8 protein-coding genes and 2 pseudogenes are annotated in these 19,608 nt (G+C 68.4%); 7 read left to right on the top strand and 3 right to left on the bottom strand.

Annotation, left to right across the window (positions count from 1 at the left end; all coding sequences use genetic code 11):
• Position 1 precedes the first annotated feature (1 nt).
• Both I2W78_RS26970 and I2W78_RS26965 read right to left on the bottom strand, forming a co-directional pair.
• On the bottom strand, positions 2–445 hold the full coding sequence (locus I2W78_RS26970) for a protein-tyrosine phosphatase family protein (RefSeq protein ID WP_196462841.1): 444 nt from the start codon (positions 443–445) through the stop codon (positions 2–4).
• A 64-nt stretch (positions 446–509) separates the two neighbouring features.
• Complete coding sequence (locus I2W78_RS26965; protein ID WP_374222704.1) at positions 510–1,193, bottom strand: FadR/GntR family transcriptional regulator; 684 nt, start codon at positions 1,191–1,193, stop codon at positions 510–512.
• 262 nt (positions 1,194–1,455) lie between these two features.
• Between I2W78_RS26965 and I2W78_RS26960 the strand changes: the two genes are divergently transcribed.
• Genes I2W78_RS26960 through I2W78_RS26940 form a run of 5 tightly spaced genes read left to right on the top strand, consistent with a single transcriptional unit; the run spans position 1,456 to position 7,986 of the window.
• A complete protein-coding gene (locus tag I2W78_RS26960; protein WP_196462839.1) occupies positions 1,456–3,087 on the top strand; it encodes an ABC transporter substrate-binding protein in 1,632 nt (543 codons plus the stop codon).
• Between the two features lie 3 nt (positions 3,088–3,090).
• Entirely contained in the window at positions 3,091–4,050 is a 960-nt protein-coding gene (locus I2W78_RS26955) for an ABC transporter permease (protein WP_196462838.1), read from the top strand.
• Positions 4,050–6,026, top strand: a complete 1,977-nt coding sequence (locus I2W78_RS26950) for a dipeptide/oligopeptide/nickel ABC transporter permease/ATP-binding protein (protein ID WP_196462837.1) — start codon at positions 4,050–4,052, stop codon at positions 6,024–6,026. The genes I2W78_RS26955 and I2W78_RS26950 overlap by 1 nt, the downstream gene beginning before the upstream one ends.
• Positions 6,023–7,057 (top strand): oligopeptide/dipeptide ABC transporter ATP-binding protein, encoded by a 1,035-nt coding sequence (locus tag I2W78_RS26945; RefSeq protein ID WP_196462836.1) that lies wholly within the window; start codon positions 6,023–6,025, stop codon positions 7,055–7,057. Before I2W78_RS26950 ends, I2W78_RS26945 begins: the two co-directional genes overlap by 4 nt.
• On the top strand, positions 7,054–7,986 hold the full coding sequence (locus I2W78_RS26940) for a dihydrodipicolinate synthase family protein (RefSeq protein ID WP_196462835.1): 933 nt from the start codon (positions 7,054–7,056) through the stop codon (positions 7,984–7,986). Before I2W78_RS26945 ends, I2W78_RS26940 begins: the two co-directional genes overlap by 4 nt.
• Positions 7,987–8,035: 49 nt before the next feature.
• On the opposite strand, the pseudogene I2W78_RS26935 reads toward I2W78_RS26940, so the two are convergent.
• Positions 8,036–8,160, bottom strand: a pseudogene (locus I2W78_RS26935) (IS701 family transposase); the annotation flags it as partial.
• Positions 8,161–8,320: 160 nt separating this feature from the next.
• On the opposite strand from I2W78_RS26935, the pseudogene I2W78_RS26930 reads away from it, so the two are divergent.
• Both I2W78_RS26930 and I2W78_RS26925 read left to right on the top strand, forming a co-directional pair.
• Positions 8,321–12,513 (top strand): annotated as a pseudogene (locus I2W78_RS26930) (LamG-like jellyroll fold domain-containing protein).
• A 244-nt stretch (positions 12,514–12,757) separates the two neighbouring features.
• Positions 12,758–19,606 carry a polymorphic toxin-type HINT domain-containing protein gene (locus tag I2W78_RS26925; protein WP_196462834.1) on the top strand — a complete coding sequence of 2,283 codons (6,849 nt, stop codon included), beginning with the start codon at positions 12,758–12,760 and terminating at the stop codon, positions 19,604–19,606.
• Positions 19,607–19,608 lie beyond the last annotated feature (2 nt).

Genomic DNA, 19,608 nt, shown 5'->3' with positions numbered 1-19,608 from the left:
CTCAACGCCCGGCGAACCGGCGCACGTACGCCCGCTGCCACGGCGTCTCCACCGCCCGCCGGTCGTAGCGCGCCCGGACGTACGCCACGGCCTCCTGAGGCGGTACGCCGTCCAGGACCGCCAGACAGGCCAGCGCCGTCCCCGTCCGCCCCCGCCCTCCCCCGCACGCGATCTCGACGCGCTCGGCGGCGGCCCGCTCCCAGACCTCGGTCAGGACCGCCCGGGCGTCGGCCCGGTCCGTCGGAAGGCGGAAGTCGGGCCAGCGGATCCAGCGGGACTCCCAGGGGAAGCGCTCGGGCGGCTTGCCGAGGAGGTACACGCCGTACGACGGGCCGGGCGCCACCGGGTCGAGGGGGTGGCGCAGTCCCCGGCCCCGGATCAGGCGGCCCGAGGGCAGCCGGAGTACGCCTGGTATCCGCTCGTCCCACCCGTCGACCGTCGTCATACGGCCATTCGAACCCGCTCTCCGCGCCCGGGCAACCGATTCCCGCCGACCGAAGGGGCCCCGTTCAGCCCTCTCCGCCACGGAAGTGAACTGCCATCGCGCGCTGCGCGCCCTCCACGTCACGGGCGCGCAGCGCGGTGATGATGGCGCGATGACGGTGAACGGTGAGCTCGGGGGACGGGTCGTCCGGGCGGGCACGGGCACCGGCGACCCGGTGGCAGACCGTCCACAAGGCGTCGAGCAGCTCGGGCACGAGCGCGTTGCCCAGCGAGGCGTACAGCAACTGGTGGAACCGGCGGTCGAGTTCGGCGACGGGACGCCCGGCGCGGCCCTCCGCCGCCATCCGGTCCACCAGCCCGTCCAGCCGGTCCAGCTCCGCCTCGGTGAGCGTGCCGGCCACCCGGCGGATCAGCCACTCCTCCAGCGCCTGACGCACCTCGCGGATCTCCGCCGTCGCACCGGCGTCGTCCGCGTGCCGGACGAGGGCGCGGAAGGTGAGGCCGTCGACCAGCGGGGTGAGCGAGGCGCGGCCCACGAAGGTGCCGTGGCCGTGTCTGATCTCCACGATGTCGAGCGCCTGGAGCGCCTTGAGGGCCTCGCGGACGGAGTTGCGGCCGGCCCCGAGCGCCGCCATCAGCTCGGTCTCGGTGGGCAGCGGCGTGCCGGACCGGAGCCCGCGGTCGAGGATCAGCTGAACGACCGCGCGCTGCATCCGGCGATTCCTCGGCTCCCCGGGCATGCGCCGCATCGTACGCCCCGGGGACGTCCCACGTCCCACCTCTGGCTCCGAGCTGTGCCAACTCCCGCTATTTCCCGCTGTCATTGGTGCGACCTGTGGCGGATACGCCATTCGTGTGCGATCTCTTGACCGCCCCCACGGCCGCTCCTATCGTCGCGCTCACCGCAGGACGTAGGACGTCGTATCTCCCCATCATCCGACTCATCACCTGACTAGTCATCAGACTCGTCATCAGACCCGTCATGCCTCCCCACCACCCTTCGGAGGACCCGTGCGCGACGTGACCCACGACGTGCCGGCGCTGCACCGCCGGTCGTTCCTGAAGTACTCCGGTGCGCTGGGCGCGGCGGGCGCCGTCTCGGCGTCGTTGGCAGCCTGTTCGGCGGGCCCCGAGTCCACGAACGACCTCGGCGACGGCGGCTCGGGCCCGAACCGGACGCTGACGGCGGTCATCGGCTACGGGAACGACGGCACCTGGGACCCGACGCAGACGGCGTCGGCGTTCTGCATGGCCGCCAACAACCACATCTACGAGGGTCTGCTCGACACCGACCCGATCTCCCGGCAGCCGTACCCCGCGCTGGCGACCAGGGTGCCCACGGACCTCACCGCCACGTCCTGGAAGTTCACCCTGCGCCCGGGCGCCACGTTCCACGACGGCAGGCCGGTCACCGCCGACGACGTGGTCTTCGTCTTCGACCGGATCCTCGACCCGGGCACCCAGACCCTGGCCAAAGGGTTCTTCGAGCCCTGGCTGAAGGACGTACGGAAGATCGACGAGCGGAACGTGGAGCTGGTGCTGAAGTTCCCCTTCCCGGAAGGGGTCTCCCGGCTCACCCTGGCCAAGATCATGCCGAAGCACGTGTTCTCCCGGCCCGGCGCCTGGAACGACGCGATCAGGGGGCTGGCGGTGGGTTCGGGGCCGTACCGGCAGACCGCGCACCACCCGAAGTCCAACACCACCTTCGAGGCGTTCGCCGGCTACAACGGCCCGCGCCCGCCCGCCTTCAAGAAGATGAACTGGCTGACGATCGTCGACGCCGCGCCCCGCGTCGCCAAGATCTCCGGCGGCAGCGCGGGCGCGCAGATCGCGGACAACATCCCGTACGCCAACATCGGCCAGCTGGAGAGCACCGGGATGACGGTGGCGGGCGGGGCCGGGATGAACAACCTGTTCCTGATGTTCAACACCCGGCACAAGCCGTTCGACGACGTGCGGGTGCGGCAGGCGCTGCACTACGCCATCGACAGCGAGAAGATCGTCGAGGTCGCCCTCAAGGGGCACGGCAAGCCGTCGTCGTCGTTCCTCGACGAGGCCAATCCGTCGTACCGGCGGGCGAAGACCGTCTACGACCACGATCCGGACCGGGCGAAGGCGCTGCTGAAGGAGGCCGGGGTCAGCGGGCTGCGGATCGACATCCTCGCCGTGAACGTCAGCTGGATCGTGGACTGCCTGCCGACCATCAAGTCGTCCTGGGACGCGATCGGCGTGGCGACGACGCTGTCGCCGCAGGAGACCACGGCCGTCTTCACCAAGATGGACCAGAAGCAGGACTACCAGGTGGTCGCCGCGGCCTCGAACCCCAACCAGTTCGGCCTCGACGCCGACCTGATCATGCGTTACAACCACGGCCCCGAGAACCTCTGGATGCAGTACGCCCGCTGGGCCGACGACCCGGTCGCGAAGCAGCTCTTCAAGGACATGGACCGGGCCACCCGGGAGCCGGACCCGGACCGCAAGAAGACGATGGTCCAGGACTACGTCGACGTCGTCGCCGAGCAGGCCGTGCTCTACCCGGTCGTCCACAACGAGCTGATGACGGCCTGGGACCCTCGGGCGCTCGCCGGGATAAGGGCACAGGCGTACCCCGGGATCAACGTCCTCCAGGCCAAGTGGGCCTAGCCGGTGGTCGCCGTCGTCAGAATCCTGGCCCGCCGTGTCCTGCTGCTCGTACCGCTGATGCTCGGCATCGTGCTGTTCGTCTTTTTGGTGATGCGGTTCTCCGACGTGGACCCGGCGTCCGCGTTCTTCCAGGGCGCCAATCCGACGCCCCAGCAACTGCACGACTTCCGCGAGGAGCACGGCCTGCTCGACCCGCTGCCGGTGCGCTACGTCGCCTTCGTCGGCGATCTGCTCCACGGCGACATGGGCACCAGCGCGCTCACCCGGGGCGAGGTCGTCGACCAGGTGATGACGGCGCTGCCGCTCACCATGCAGCTCACCTTCCTGGGCCTGGGCATCGCGGTGGTGCTGTCGCTGCTCGGCGGCGTGACCGCCGCGATCTACCGGGACCGGCTGCCCGACCAGATCATCCGGGTGGTGTCCCTGACCGGCGTGGCCGCGCCCGGCTTCTGGCTGGCGCTGCTGATGATCCAGTACCTGGCGGTCGACCTGGGCTGGTTTCCGACCGGCGGCTACATCAACCCGGCGGACTCCTTCACCGGCTGGCTGAAGACCATGACCCTGCCCGCCCTCGCCCTGTCGCTGCCGGTCGCCGCACAGCTGACCCGGATCGTGCGCACGGCGGTCGTCGAGGAGCTGGACAAGGACTACGTCCGCACCGCGATCGGCAGCGGGCTGCCGCCGAGGGTGGTGGTCGGGCGGAACGTGCTGCGCAACGCCCTGATCAACCCGCTGACCGTGCTCGGGCTGCGCGTCGGCTATCTGCTCGGCGGCGCGGTCGTCATCGAGACGATCTTCTCGCTGCCCGGCATGGGCAAGCTGATGATCGACGCCGTGAAGAACGGCGACCCGGCCGTCGTGCAGGGCGTCGTCCTGACCACGGCGACCGGGTTCGTGGTCGTCAACCTCGTCATCGACATCCTCTACCTGCTGGTCAACCCGCGACTGAGGGATGCCGCCTGATGTTCTCCCGCAAGCGCCTCACCGAGGCCCTGACCCGACCCGGCGTCCGGCTGCGCGGCTGGCGCCGGCTGCCGCTGCTGTCGAAGGTCGCCGTCTGCTTCCTGGCCCTGGTGGTGCTGGTCGCGGTGTTCGCGCCGCTGCTCGCGCCCTACGACCCGCTGGAGCAGCTGCCGCCCGTCGACGGGACGGGGCATCCGTCCGCCGAGCACTGGATGGGCCAGGACAGCCTCGGCCGGGACATCCTCAGCCGGCTGATGTACGGCGCCCGCTGGTCGCTGGCCATCGGGCTCGGCGCGACCGCGCTCGCGCTGCTGGTGGGCTCGGTGATCGGGGCGGTCGCGGCGACCTCCCGCAAGGCGGTGGACGAGACGCTGATGCGCTGCCTGGACGTGGTGATGGCGTTTCCGGGGATCGCGCTGGCCGCCGTGCTGGTCGCCGTGTTCGGCGGCGGGATCGTGGTGCTGATCTGCGCGATCGCGTTCCTGTTCACACCGCCGGTGGCCCGGGTCGTCCGGGCGAACATCCTCGACCAGTACGGCGAGGACTATGTGACCGCCGAACGGGTCATCGGCGCCCGCACCCCGCACATCGTCGTCAGGCACGTGGCCATCAACTGCGCCGCCCCGGTGCTGGTGTTCTGCACCGTGCAGGTCGCCGAGGCGATCGTCTTCGAGGCGTCGCTGTCCTTCATCGGCGCGGGCGTACGGCCGCCGGACCCGTCGTGGGGCAGTGTCATCGCGGACGGCAAGAACATGGTGCTGACCGGCGGCTGGTGGGCGACCGTGTTCCCCGGGCTGCTGATGCTGGTGACCGTGCTGTCGCTGAACATCCTGTCGGAGGGCGTGTCCGACGCCTGGGCGGCTCCGGCGCCCCGCGAGGTGGAGGCGCCCAAGGACCGCCTGGAGGCCCCCGAGCCCGGCAGCGGCAAGGTCACCCCGCTGCCCGGCCTCGCCGAGGCCGCCCTGAGGCTCCGCTCCCGCGCCCGCCCCCTGCCCGACGGGCAGCCGGTGCTCGCCGTCGAGAACCTCGCCATCGGCTTCCCGGACCGGCATCACGGCGTGGACATCGTCGACGGCATCAGCTTCGAGGTGCACGCCGGTGAAGTGCTCGGCCTGGTCGGCGAGTCGGGCTGCGGCAAGTCGCTCACCGCGCTCACCGTGATGGGCCTGCAACCCAAGGCCGCCCGGGTGCGCGGCCAGGTCCGCTTCCACCAGCGCGACCTGCTCGCCGAGCCGATGCGGGTGCGCCGCAAGCTGCTCGGCCACGAGATGGCGATGGTCTACCAGGACGCCCTGTCCTCCCTGAACCCGGCGATGACCATCCGCTCCCAGCTCAAGCAGGTCGTACGGCGCGGCGGCCGGCGCAGTCCCGCCGAACTGCTCGGCATGGTCGGCCTCGACCCCGACCGCACCCTGCGCAGCTACCCGCACGAACTCTCCGGCGGCCAGCGCCAGCGCGTGCTGATCGCCATGGCCCTGTCCCGCGACCCGAAGCTGATCGTCGCCGACGAGCCGACCACCGCGCTCGACGTGACCGTGCAGGCGCAGATCATGGAACTGCTGCTGAAGCTGCGCGAGGAGCTGGGCTTCTCACTGATCCTGGTCTCGCACGACCTCGCGCTGGTCGCGGCCGTCACCGACCGGGTCGTGGTGATGTACGGCGGGCAGATCGTGGAGACGGGCGTGACCGCCGACCTGGTCGAGGCGCCGGCCCACCACTACACGCGCGGCCTGCTCGGCAGCGTGCTGTCGCTGGAGGGGGCGGCGGAGCGGATGACGCAGATCAAGGGCGTCGTGCCGTCCCCGGCGGACTTCCCGGCGGGCTGCCGTTTCGCGGACCGCTGCCCGATGGCGAGCGAGGTCTGCCGGACCACGGCTCCCGACCTGCTGGGCACACCGACGCACACGGCGGCCTGCCACCATCCGGCGGTCCTGCTGGTGAACACCGGCGAGGCGGAGAGCGAGGTCGTCACATGACCGCACGGGCGGAAGCGCTGGTGGAGCTCGACGACGTGCACGTCGTGCACAGGGCCCGCACCGGCGGGGTGTTCACCCGGGACAAGGTGTACGCCCTGACCGGCGCCGCCCTCACCATCGCGCCCGGCGAGACGGTCGGCGTGGTCGGCGAGTCCGGCTGCGGCAAGTCGACGCTGGCGAAGGTGCTGGTGGGCGTGCAGCCGCCGACGTCGGGGACGGTGTCCTTCCAGGGCCGCGACCTGTGGGCGATGCCGCCCGCCGAGCGCCGGAAGGCCATCGGCAGCCACACCGGCATGATCTTCCAGGACCCGTCGACCGCGCTGAACCGGCGGCTGACGGTACGGCAGATCCTGCGCGACCCGCTGGACGTGCACGGGCGCGGCACGGCCGCCGGGCGGGAGGAGCGGGTGCGGGAGCTGATGGCGTTGGTCGGTCTGCCGAAGGCGCTGGCCGACGGGCTGCCCGGCCAGCTCTCCGGCGGACAGCGCCAGCGCGTCGCCATCGCCCGCGCGCTCGCCCTCGACCCCGAGCTGGTGGTGGCCGACGAACCGACCAGCGCGCTGGACGTGTCGGTGCGCGCCCAGATCCTCAACCTGCTGCTGGACCTGAAGGAGCGGCTGGGCCTGGCGCTGGTGTTCGTCTCGCACGACATCCAGACGGTACGGCGGATGAGCGACCGGGTGATCACCATGTACCTCGGCCGGATCGTGGAGGTGGCCCCGGCCGACCGGGTGACCGACCGGGCCCGCCACCCGTACACCCGCGCCCTGTTCTCCGCGACCCCCGGCCTGCTCGACCCGATCGACCCGATCCCGCTGGTCGGGCCGGTCCCGTCGGCGACCCGCCCGCCGAGCGGCTGCCCGTTCCGCACGCGGTGCTGGAAGGCCGACGGGATGTGTGCCGACTTGATGCCTGAATTTTCCGTTTCGTCCACCCCTGTGCATCGGTTCCGCTGCCATCATCCGGTGGGAGAGGACCAGTCGACCCGTGAGCTCGTCGGCCAGGCTCAGGCACCAAAGGAGCCCGCATGACCTTCCCCTCCCCGCTGACCGGTGTCATCCCGCCCGTCTGCACGCCCCTGACACCGGAACGTGAGGTGGACGTCCGCTCGCTGCTCAGGCTCGTCGACCATCTGGTGGCCGGTGGTGTGCACGGGCTGTTCGTGCTCGGCTCGACCTCCGAGGCGGCCTACCTCACCGACCGGCAGCGCGCCCTCGTCGTCGAGACCGTCGCCGGTCACCTCGGCGGGCAGCTCCCGCTGATCGCCGGGGCGATCGACATGACGACCCCGCGCGTGCTGGACCACGTCACGGCCGTCACCGAGGCGGGCGCGGACGCCGTCGTCGTCACCGCGCCCTTCTACACCCGCACCCACCCGGCGGAGATCGCCCGCCACTACCGGCTCGTCGCCGCCGCCTCCCCGGTCCCCGTCCTGGCCTACGACATCCCGCCCGCCGTGCACACCAAGCTCCCGGCCGAGCTGGTCGTGGAGCTGGCCGCCGAGGGTGCGCTGGCCGGGCTGAAGGACTCCAGCGGGGATCTGGCGGGGTTCCGTCAGGTCATCACCGGCCTGCACGCACACGGCGTCCTGGGCTTCAGCGTGCTGACCGGCTCCGAAACGCTCGTGGACGCGGCCCTCGCGATGGGCGCGGACGGGGCGGTGCCCGGCCTGGCCAACGTCGACCCGCACGGCTACGTCCGGCTCGACCGGCTGTGCCGGGCCGGTGACTGGGACCGCGCCCGCGCCGAACAGGAGCGGCTGTGCGCCCTGTTCGGCCTGGTCGGCGTCGGCGCCCCCACCCGGATGGGCGGCAGCTCCTCGGCGCTGGGCGCCTTCAAGGCGGCGCTGCATCTGCGCGGGGTCATCGCCTGCCCGGCGACGGCGGAGCCGCAGGTGCCGCTGTCGCCGGACGAGGTGGAGAAGGTGGGCAAGTTCCTCGCGGCGGCGGGGCTGCACTGACGGCGGCTAGTAGTGCTTCGTCAGGTTCTGGATCTGCTTGTGGTGAGGGTTAGGCCGGCGTCTGGGCTTTTGGGTCGAGCCGCCGGAGCATGAGGAAAGCCTGGGCGGCGATGACGAGGGTGATGTGGTGATGCCAGCCGCGCCAGTGCGGCCTTCGAAGTGGTCCAGGCCCAGGTGGAGTCTTTCTGGAGCGGCTGCTTCTGATGCACCGATCTTTTGACCTTACTCAACGTTCACTTGTCGGCTACCTTTGCGCTGCAACTGAAGATCAGCTGTGGGTGGGGTGGTACGGATGTGGCTTCGAAGATGGGGCGCCAGCCGGGCGATGGGGGTGATGCTCGGCGTGGCGCTGGCCGCGAGCCTGTCCTCAGGGTCCAACCAAGCGCAGGCGCAACCCGCGCAGTTGCCTGCCCCTGGGGCTGAGTCGGAGACGCGGGCGTATTCCGAGAGCGAAGCCCTTGCGGCGGCGAAGCGCTCCGGTGAGCCTGTGGAGATCGCCTCGCTGCGAGGTGAAAGCCGTGATGTGTTCGCGACCCCGGACGGGAACCTGGAGGCGCGAGAGTATCTGCGGCCGATCCGCGCCCGGGTGGGGGTGATTGGAAGCCGGTCGACACGGAGCTGAAGAGAACGGCGGACGGAACGGTCGCCCCGAAGGTGACCACCGTGGACCTGGAGTTCTCCGGCGGCGGTGATGAGCCACTGGTGTCGATGACGAAGGCGGGGCGCGAGCTGGCGCTGTCCTGGCCCAATGAGTTGCCGTCGCCTGAGCTGGACGGTGCGACCGCCACGTACCGGGAGGTGCTTCCCGGTGTTGACCTGCGGATGGGCGCGCAGGAGGACGGCTTTACCCAGCTGCTGGTAGTGAAGTCGGCGGAGGCCGCCGAGAACCCTGAACTGGCCGAGCTGCGGCTGAAGCTGGCCGCTGAAAGCATGGACGTCAAGGAGACCGCGGCCGGCGGTCTCGAAGCGGTCGATGCCGGCGCCAACGGCGTTGTGTTCGAGGCGCCCAAGCCGTTGATGTGGGACTCCAGCACGGGCAACAGTGCGGCGACGGCCGGGCAGCTGTCGGCACGGGCCACAACGGTGTCCACGGACAGCGAGCCGGGTGCTGGTGAGTCCGGCAAACTGGCACCGGTCGGCGTCGACGTTCCCGCCGAACAGGACGAGCTGGTGCTGACGCCGGACGAGGAGGTCCTGAAGGGCAAGGACACCACATACCCGGTGTTCATCGATCCGCAGTGGTACTCGCCGCGCACCTCAGCGTGGACGATGGCGTCGAAGTACTGGGCGTCGTCTCCGCAGTGGAAGTTCAACGGCGACTCGGATGCGGGAATGGGCTACTGCAACTGGTCGTACTGCCAGCCGCATGACACCAAGCGGCTGTTCTACCGGATCCCAGTGTCGGCGTTCGCCGGCAAGACGATCTTGTCGGCGGAGTTCGTCGTCCGCAACACATGGTCCGCTTCGTGCTCGGCGCGCAGCGTGGAGCTGTGGCAGACGAAGGGCATCTCCACCTCCACGACTTGGAACTCTCAGGAGGCCTCCGGTTTCTGGGTCAAGCAGCTGGGGTCAAAGCCGTTTGCTTACGGCTACTCGGGCTGCAGCGCGGCCGATGCCGAATTCACTGTGAAGTCCGCAGTTCAGGCGGCCGCCGACAACGGGGACTCCACGATGACCTTCGGCCTGCGGGCGGCCAGCGAGAGCGACGGCTACGCGTGGAAGCGATTCTCGGACAAGGCATTCCTGCGGGTGAAGTACAACCGTCCGCCGTCCCAGATCAGGACGTCGCAGCTGACGATGGAGTACGGCGGTAGCTGCAAGAGCCCGTCGTCCCCAGCGCGCGTCCGGACGCTCGGCAAGCTCTACGCGAACAACGTCACCGACCCCGACGGAGACACCGTCGCGGTGCAGTTCCAGGCGAAGTGGGACGGCGGTTCATGGAGTCCCGCGCGGACCACCCTCAAGGCGTCGGGTTCGACGTTCTCGATTACCCTGCCCTCGACGATCCCACAGAACAAGACGGTTAACTGGTACGCCCGTGCCTATGACGGGGCGCAGTACTCCCCGTGGTCGTACGCTGGTGATCCGGCGGCGTGCTATTTCGTCTACGACACGAGTGTGCCCAAGGCGCCAACAGTCAGCTCCGGTGAGTACCCGGAATCGGATCCGGCGGATCCCAACGATCCGTGGTACGACGGAGTGGGCCAATACGGGACCTTCACCATCGATGGGGTCAACTCCGATGTGACGACGTACTGGTACGGCATCAACGGTGACCCGACCTCGAAGAACAAGATCACTACTTCGGGTGGGGCCGCCCGGATCGCCAATGTGCTGCCGGCCAAGCCGGGCGTCAACTCCTTCACCGCGCAGGCTTTCGACGCGGCGGGCAACGGCAGCGAGATCCGCACCTACCAGTATCGCGTGAAGGCCGGCCAGCCCGATCGCGCGACCTGGCAGCTGGACGAGGGCGCTGGGGCAAGCGAGGCGAGAGGCTCGACACCCCCGCGCAAACTGAATTTGCTGGGCGGCACGACCGCCGAGGTGGAAGGTGTCACGGGGACGGCGGTCAGGTTCAACGGCACGGACGGCTACGCCGACACCGACCTCTCCCCAGTCAATTCCATGCAAGGGTTTACCGTTTCCTCATGGGTCAAGTTCGACCAGCAGCCCGCTCGTTCGGCGGTAGTGGCCACCCAGCCGGGCAACATCATGGCTGGCTTCGAGCTCTACTACTCCCTGACCCACGGCTGGGTGTTCAACCAGCATTCCGCGGACACCGCTGATGCCAATTCGGTTATGGCCAAGGCTCCCACGCCCGCCCCGATCACCGTGGGCAAGTGGACACATGTGGCCGGCTCCTACGATGCGACCCTCGATCTGCTGCGACTGTATGTCGACGGACAGCTGGTCGGCGAGAAGAGCTGGTCCACACCGTGGAACGCCCGCCGCGGTCTGAGACTGGGTGCGGGCTCCTACAGCGGGGCCCCGGGTAATCATTTCCCCGGCGCCATCGATGAAGTACAGATCTTCAGCCGGTCGCTCGCCGACACCGAGATCGCCCGGCTGTATGCGAAGCAGACCGTCGGCGATCCGGGGCCCCCTGCGATCGCGGTGTTCCCCATGGACGAGCAGGCCGGCGCCACCGAGATCGCCGGTCACGGAGGAGTGATCCCGGCGACCTACCACGGAACGGTCACCACGGGCGAGCCGGGAATCGCAAAGAAGGCCACCCACTTCGACGGCGCTACCGGATACGGCAAGGTCGGCCAGACCAGCGCTCCCCACGTGAACACGTTCCGCAGCTTCACCGTCTCCGCCTGGGCCAAGCTCGACAGGTTGGCGACGGAGAGCGGCGTGGTCGTGCTGCAGGCCGGTAAGGAGCGGCCCGGGCTGGAACTGTACTACTCAGCCGCCACCCAGCAGTGGGCATTCGCCCAGTACACGGCGGACTCAGCCACCGCGGCCATCGTGCGCGCGCAGCAGCCCTCCGGTACGAAGGCGCGGGCCGGTGAGTGGGCGCATCTGGTCGGAGTGCACGACACACAGGACAACACGCTCACGCTGTACGTGAACGGAGTGAAGGCCGGGTCGGCCACGCAGACGAGCCCCTTCTACGCCGACCAGTCGATGTACATCGGCGCGGGAAGCTTCAGCGGAACGACGCAGTTCTTCTTCCCCGGCACGGTCGACGATGTGCGGATGCTGGACCGGCCGGTTTCCGCCGAAGAGGTCCAGCAGATGTTCCAACAGCGTCCGCTGGTCAAGGCTCGCTGGAAGTTCGAGGAGACCTCCGGTACCTCCCCGGTCGTCACCCCAGACGACGCCGGGACCGGGAACGACCTCACCCTGCTCGGTGGTGCGTCCAAATCCGACAACGCGTGGATCGACTCCGGCTCGATGGAGCTTAACGGCACGAGTGCGTACGCCACCGCCGGCAATGTGCCTGTCGATACCTCCGGAAGTTTCACGCTGACCGCATGGGCGCAGGCTGTCGCCATGCCCGCTGGTTCGGTGGCCCTGGCAAGCGCGGAAGGCAGCAACCAGAAGGCCTTCACAGTGCGCTTTGTGCCCGATGCCGCCGATCCGGAGAACAAACCAGGCCGCTGGCAGTTGACGGTCGCAGACAGGAATGCCACCGACGCCATCGTGGTAGAGGCCAACAACGGCGAGTTCTACGACGCCCGCCAGTGGAATCATCTCGCCCTCGTCTACGACGGCTTCGCCAAGACGGCCCGCCTCTACGTCAACGGTGGCCTCGCCGAAGTTGCCTGCACCGACCTCGACGATGATGGCACCGGCGATGACTCCTCCTGCACAGATCTTGTGCCATGGGCGGAGAACACCACGGCCTTCAAGGCCACCTCCTTGCAGGTGGGCCGCGAAGGCACTGGCAGCGCGGCCAAAAGCTACTTTCCCGGTCTGGTCGACGACGTATGGGTTTTCCAGGGTGCGCTGAGCGAAGCCCAGGTCGGCAAGCTGGCACGAACCTGGTTCGACCTGTCCACCGAGATCCCCGGCGACTGATCTGGCAGAGGGACGGGGCCCATAGGTGTGCTCGGGCCCCTCCCCTACCCGTATCCGTGACCGCTTGCGCTGTCATCTCACGCCTGGATTCCTATGCCTGGCGCCCGTCGATGAAGAATCGAGTCTATGTATGTATGGCATATCGCGCCCACCGCGCGTAGCCGCCCTGTGGCGCAGAGCCACACAGAGGCGCGGAACAAGGGCAGCCCTGGGACGCAGAGTCGCCCTGGGCACGTCCGTGGTCATGGTCGCCACGCTGCTTCAGGCGGCGACGTTCACGCCTCCCGCCGTCGCTGCGGGCAAGGGACGCCCAGGGGTGTCCGAGCCGGACAACCCGGTCGCGGGCACGTCCGTCACGAAGCTGAAGCCACGGAAGGTCCAGAAGGGTCCGCGGACACCCCAGGACGCCCCGAAGGCCAACTGGCCCAAGGCTGGTTCGGCCCTCGTCTCACTGAAGGAGCCTGCGGCGAAAGCGGGTTCGGCGGTCACGGCCAAGGGGTTGCCGATCTCGCTGAACACCCCCGCGAAGCGGGTGAAGTCGGCGACCGGCGGCACGATCGAGGCGAAGGTTCTCGGCCGTGAGGCCGCGAAGAAGGCCGGGGTCGACGGGGTGCTGTTCACCCTGAAGGCCAAGGACAAGGCGTCCTCTGGCACGGTCAGTGCCACCGTCGATTACTCCTCCTTCGCCGAGGCGTTCGGCGGCGCCTACGCCTCCCGGCTGACGCTGGTGGAGCTGTCGGCCTGTGCGCTGACGACGCCGAAGAGCCCAAAGTGCCGAAACAACAGGCCTCTGCCCACGGAGAACGACACCGAGGAGCAGACCCTCACCGCCCGATCGGTGTCGGTGAGCAGTAGCTCGCCCACTTTGCTGGCCGCGACCGCCGGGGACGCGGGCAAGACCGGCGACTACAAGGCGACCCCGCTGTCGCCGTCCTCCACCTGGAGCACCAACCTCAACACCGGTGACTTCGGCTGGTCGTACAACATTCCGGTGCCCGAGGTGCCCGGCGGGCTCACCCCGCAGGTGGGTCTGTCGTACTCCTCCGGCACGGTCGACGGCCGTACCGGCAACACCAACAACCAGTCCTCGTGGGTCGGCGACGGGTTCGAGCTGTCGCCGGGCTTCATCGAGCGGCGCTACAAGGCGTGCGCGGACGACGGGCAGACGGCTGCCGACGGGATCAACAAGCCCGGTGATCTGTGCTGGGGCTACGACAACGCCTACATCGCCTTCAACGGCAAAGGCGGCGAGCTCGTCCCGACCGGGGTGACCGATGAGTTCAAGCTCAAGCAGGACGACGGCACGCTCGTCAAGCGGCTGCGCAACACGGCGCTGGCCAACGGTGACAACGACGGTGAGTACTGGCGGGTGACCAGCCCCGACGGTACGCGCTACTACTTCGGTTACAACCGTCCGTCCGGGTGGTCCGAGGGCAAGGACGAGACGAACTCGTCGTGGACCGTGCCTGTCTTCGGTGACGACGCCGACGAGCCGTGCAATGCCAGCACCTTCGCGGCATCGTGGTGCCAGCAGACGTGGCGGTGGAACCTGGATGCCGTCGTTGATACGCACGGCAATCTGATGACGTACTACTACGGCAAGGAGACCAACTCCTACGGCCGTAACCTCAAGGCCGCAGACGACACCCCTTACGTGCGGGGCGGGTACCTGAAGCGGGCCGAGTACGGCCTGCGCGCCTTCTACGGTCAGGCGCTGGCCAAGGTGGAGTTCACCAGTTCCGAGCGCTGCATACCCAACGCGAGCACGACGTGTTCGTCGATCTCCACGGACTCGTTCTACTGGTACGACACTCCGTGGGACATGAACTGCACGGCGGGCACCGACTGTGACAACGGGCGGCTCTCGCCGACCTTCTGGACCCGCAAGCGGCTGACCGGCATCACCACCTCCGTCCTCAACAGTACGGCCTACAGCAAGGTCGACTCCTGGGCCCTGACCCACCGCTGGGGTCAGGCCGACGTCGACTACCAGCTGCTGTTGGACTCCATCCAGCACACCGGCCACACCGGCGCCACCCCCGTCACACTGCCGAAGACGACGCTGGCCTACACCCAGCTGGCCAACCGGCTGGATCAGACCGGCGACGGCTACGCCCCGTTCATCAAGGCGCGCCTGTCGACCGTGGCCGACGAGCACGGCGGGCAGATCGACGTCAACTACTCCGCTGCCGCTTGTAGCGCGGGCTCCCTGCCGACCCCCGAGACGAACACCACTCGCTGCTTCCCGCAGATGCTGGGCGGCTCGGACACCCAGGCGCCGGAGCAGCACTGGTTCAACAAGTACGTCGTCACATCCGTGACGGCCACGGACCGCACCGGTGGTGCGCCGGACGCGGTGACCGCGTACGAGTACCTGGGCGGGGCGGCCTGGCACTACGACGACGATGACGGTCTGACGAAGGAGAAGCACAAGACCTGGTCGCAGTGGCGCGGCTACGGTCACGTCCGCGTCAAGACCGGTGGCCAGGGCGGCGCCGCGTACATGAAGACGCAGCAGGACAGCTACTTCCTGCGCGGTATGCACAGTGACCGGCTGAACAAGGACGGCGGCACCAAGACCGTCAGCGTCACGCTGGACACCGGCGAGGGCGACCCCATCACCGACCATGAGTCGGCGGCCGGCTTCACCTACAGGACCGCCACGTACTCCGGTCCGGGCGGCAAGGTGCTGGCGAAGACTGTCCAGCGGCCCTGGCACCACCAGACCGCGAAGAAGGTCCGCTCCTGGGGCACGGTGACCGCGAACTTCACCGGCACCGGCGAGTCGCGGACATGGACGTCGCTGGACGACGGAGCGGGCAGCCAGTGGCGTACGACCTCGGCCTCCACGACGTACGACACCGTCGCGGGCCGCGTCACCCAGGTAGACGACAAGGGCGACACCTCCACCACCACCGACGACGTCTGCACCCGCACCAGCTACGCCACCAACACCACCGCCAACATCCTCACGCTGCCCTCGCGGGTGGAGACGGTGTCGGTGTCGTGTGCCACCACCCCGGACCGCACCAAGCACGTCGTCTCCGACGTACGCAGCGCCTATGACGGCGGTGCCTACGGTGCTGCGCCGACGAAGGGTGACGAGACCGCGACGGCCAAGCTGACCAAGCACAGCGGCACCACCGGCACCTACCTGGAGACCGGCACCACATTCGACGCCTACGGCCGCGCGCTGTCGACCACCGATATCACGGCGAACGTCACGGCCACCGAGACGACCGCGCCGGTGCGCACCGCGCGCAGCGACGGCCTGACCACCACCACCGCCTACACCCCGGCCACCGGCTTCCCGACGACGGTCACCACGGCCACCCCGCCGGCCAAGGCGGGAGACTCGGCCACCGCACAGACGACCACCACAACGCTGGAAACGCTGCGTGGCCTGCCCACACAGCAGAAGGACACCAACGGCAAGATCAAGACCTTCACCTACGACGCGCTGGGCCGCGCCGACCGGGTCTGGCTCGCCGACCGCAAGACCGGTCAGACACCGTCGTTCGAGTTCAACTACTTCATCGACGAGGGCAAGCCGGTCGCAGTCCGCACCCTCACCCTGGACAACGGCGGCGCCCAGGTCGCTTCGTACACGCTGTACGACGGCCTGCTGCGCGCCCGCCAGACCCAGGACATCGGCCCCGACGGCGGCCGGCTGATCGCGGACACGTTCTACGACGAACGCGGGCTGGCCACCAAAAAGTTTGCGCCCTACTACACAACCGGCGCCCCCAACCGCGAGTTGTTCAAGCCGGTCGATGCGCTGAGCGTGGAGACGCAGACGTGGCACACGTATGACGGCCTGAACCGCGAGACCTCCACGAAGAACATCGCCGGCAACGGCGACGGCGGCGCCGATCTCGGCACCACGACGACTGCGTACAGCGGCGATCGCACCACGGTCATCCCGCCCATCGGCGGCACCGCCACCACCACCCTGACCGACGTCCGCGGCCGTGTCGTGGAGCTGCGCCAGCACCACGAGCGCAGTGCGACCGCGCCCTACGACGCGACCAAGTACAAGTACACGCCGTCCGGCCAGCTGTCCCAGGTCACCGACCCGGCGGGCAACGACTGGTTCTACGACTACGACCTGCTCGGCAACCAGACCAAGTCCACCGATCCCGACCAGGGCATCACCTTCAAGACGTACGACGACCGCAGCCAGCTCAGCACCACCAAGGACTCCGAGAACCGGGTCCTGTACCGGGTCTACGACCAGCTCGGCCGTCAGACCGAGCTGCGTGACGCCGGCCACACCGGCAAGCTGCGCGCCAAGTGGACGTACGACACGATCACAGGCGCCAAGGGCCACTTGGCCTCCGCGACGCGGTACGACGCGGACGGCGACGAATACACCAGCAAAGTCACAATGTACGACCAGCTTTACCGTCCTGTGCGCACAGCAGTGACGATCCCGACGAGCGAAGGTGCTCTCGCCGGCACTTACCAAGGGGGGACAAGCTACAAGCCATCGGGCCTGGTCGCGGGTATGTCGTACTCGGCGGCAGGCGCCCTGCCCGGCGGCTCGTTCAGCTACACCTACGACTCCGCGCTGCGTCCGGTGTCGATCCTCGGTGACGGTTTCCAGGCCGACACCACCTACTCCAACACCGGCAAGCCGCTGCAGTACGCCTACGGCTCCACCGCGGCCGGCGCGAAGAAGGCCTGGGTGACCAACACCTACGAGTGGGGCACCCAGCGCCTGGCCACCACCCGAGTGGACCGACAGGACATCGCAGGCGTCGACCGGCACAGCACGTTCGGCTACGACCAGGTGGGCAGTATCCGGTCGATCGCCGACGTGTCGCGTCACGGTACCGACACCCAGTGCTTCACCTACGACTACCTGCGCCGGCTGACGGAGGCGTGGACCGAGGGCGACACCGCCTGCTCGGCCACTCCATCGGCGACCGCGGTCGGTGGCGTGGCCCCGTACTGGCACTCCTACACCTACGACAAAACGGGCAACCGCAAGACCGAGACCCTGCACGACCCGAGCGGCGACACCACGAAGAACACCACCCGCTCCTACGTCTATCCGCCGGCCGGCGGCCCGCAGCCGCACACGCTCACCGAGGTGAACCAGGAAGGCCCGAACGGCAGCACATCGAAGACCAGCTACCTCTACGACAACACCGGCAACACCACCGACCGCGTGATCAGCGGCACCACCCAGACGCTGGAGTGGGATGCCGAGGGGCATGTCACCAAGGTCACCCAGCCCGTAGAGGGCAAGCCGGCCGAGGTCACCGAGTACGTCTACGACGCCGAGGGCAACCGGCTCATCGCCCGCGGCCCCAACGAGACCACGCTGTACGTCGGGAACACCGAGGTCGTCCTGCCCAAGGGCGCCACCACGGCCAAGGCCACCCGGTACATCGACCTGGGCGGCGGCCATCAGGCCGTCCAGTCGAACGACGGCTCGATCACCATTACCGTCGCCGACCACGTCGGCACCGGCCAGCTGCAGGTCAAGACGGCCGACCTGTCGCTGTCTCAGCGCCGTACCCTGCCCTTCGGGGGTAGCCGCGGCACCGATACCGGCACCTGGACCGGCAGCAAGGGCTACGTCGGTGGCACCGACGACACCAGAACCACCGGCCTGACCCACCTCGGGGCCCGGGAATACGACGCCTCGATCGGGCGGTTCATCAGCCTGGATCCGATCATGGACCCGGCCAGCCCACAGCAGATCAACGGCTACGCCTACGCCGACAACACACCCGTCACCGGCTCGGATCCCACCGGCCTGTACTGCGACGGCTGCAGCGTCGACAACCCCGACAGCGTATGGGGACCAGGCAGCGGCCCAGGCTGTACGCACTACACCTGCTACGACGACAACGGAAAGCCGGCCTACACGGTCACCCCGTCCGCCGCGTCCAAGCCCAGCTCCAAGGCGAAGAACAGCCAGCCGACCGGAGAGCCCGCACCCGTCTTCCTGGCCGGCACGCAGGTGCCCACGCCGAAGCAGATGAACGCCCGCGCGGGTTACGAGAGCCTGCGCGGGAACTATCAGGCACAGGTGATGAAGTGGGCCGAGGGCCAGTGCCAGATGGACCCCAGCTCCGAAGTCTGCGCGGCAGCCCATGACTTGGGCTGGGTCCGACCCGGCGGACCTGGCGCGCTCTTGGAACTGCTCGGCATCCAAGACGCGATCGATTGCTCCAACGGCAGTGTCAGCGCCTGCTTGTGGACCGCAGCCGGCTTCATTCCCTTCGGGAAGATCGCAAAGGCGGCCAGTCTCCTTGGGAAGGGCAAGCACGCCGACGCGGCGGCCTTGGCCGTCTGTCCTGTGCGGCACAGCTTCGTAGCCGGCACGCTGGTCGCGATGGCCGACGGATCCTACAAACCGATCGAGCAGGTTGAGGTCGGGGACATGGTCCTTGCGACCGATCCGGAAACCGGCGAAACAGGAGCACGAGAAGTCGTCGCGACCATCATCAAGGACGACGACAAGCACTACACGCAGCTCACGATCAGCACACCCGACGGCGAATCCAGCATCACCGCCACCGACCACCACCCCTTCTGGAGCCCGAGCAGAAACGGCTGGGTCAACGCCGGTGATCTCACGGCGGGCGCGACCCTGCGCACAGCAGAGGGCAAGACCGCGCTCGTCGAGAACGTCGAGCCTCTGCGCAAGTCCGGGCGAACGTATGACCTGACCGTGGCGGGCTTGCACACGTACTATGTACTCGCTGGGCAGACGCCGGTTCTGGTTCATAACAGTGGAGGATGCCTTCCCGCTCTCCGGGACTGGAGCAGTCAGCGGTTCCAGTTCGGGAATCAGTCCTTCTTGCTGGACAAGAAGGGAATGGAGCACATCCTCACTCGTCATCACCCGAAGTATTGGGATGGCTCGGTGAAGAAAACGCAGTCCTTCTTTGATTCGAGCATGAGTGTCGATGACGTCCAAGGCGCTATTGGGCAGGTCATGCGACAGAACCGCGATACACTCGTTCAGCGAGGCAGTCAGGGAATGTATCAGATTCGCGGCAACGTCAACGGCGTCGATTACGTGCTCGGCATGAACAGAGGTCGAGTGGGCCAGTTCTATCCGGAATCTCCATAATC

The organism is Streptomyces spinoverrucosus (assembly GCF_015712165.1).
Classification (GTDB): domain Bacteria; phylum Actinomycetota; class Actinomycetes; order Streptomycetales; family Streptomycetaceae; genus Streptomyces; species Streptomyces spinoverrucosus_A.
Note: the sequence above shows the minus strand (reverse complement) of the source record. Positions and strands in the feature narration are given on the sequence as shown.

Bases quoted from the DNA above. Each gene is read 5' to 3' on its own strand.
- I2W78_RS26965 (WP_374222704.1), bottom strand. From the start codon at position 1,193: ATGCGGCGCATGCCCGGGGAGCCGAGGAATCGCCGGATGCAGCGCGCG.
- I2W78_RS26945 (WP_196462836.1), top strand. From the start codon at position 6,023: ATGACCGCACGGGCGGAAGCGCTGGTGGAGCTCGACGACGTGCACGTC.
- I2W78_RS26950 (WP_196462837.1), top strand. From the start codon at position 4,050: ATGTTCTCCCGCAAGCGCCTCACCGAGGCCCTGACCCGACCCGGCGTC.
- I2W78_RS26970 (WP_196462841.1), bottom strand. From the start codon at position 445: ATGACGACGGTCGACGGGTGGGACGAGCGGATACCAGGCGTACTCCGG.
- I2W78_RS26925 (WP_196462834.1), top strand. From the start codon at position 12,758: ATGGTCGCCACGCTGCTTCAGGCGGCGACGTTCACGCCTCCCGCCGTC.
- I2W78_RS26940 (WP_196462835.1), top strand. From the start codon at position 7,054: ATGACCTTCCCCTCCCCGCTGACCGGTGTCATCCCGCCCGTCTGCACG.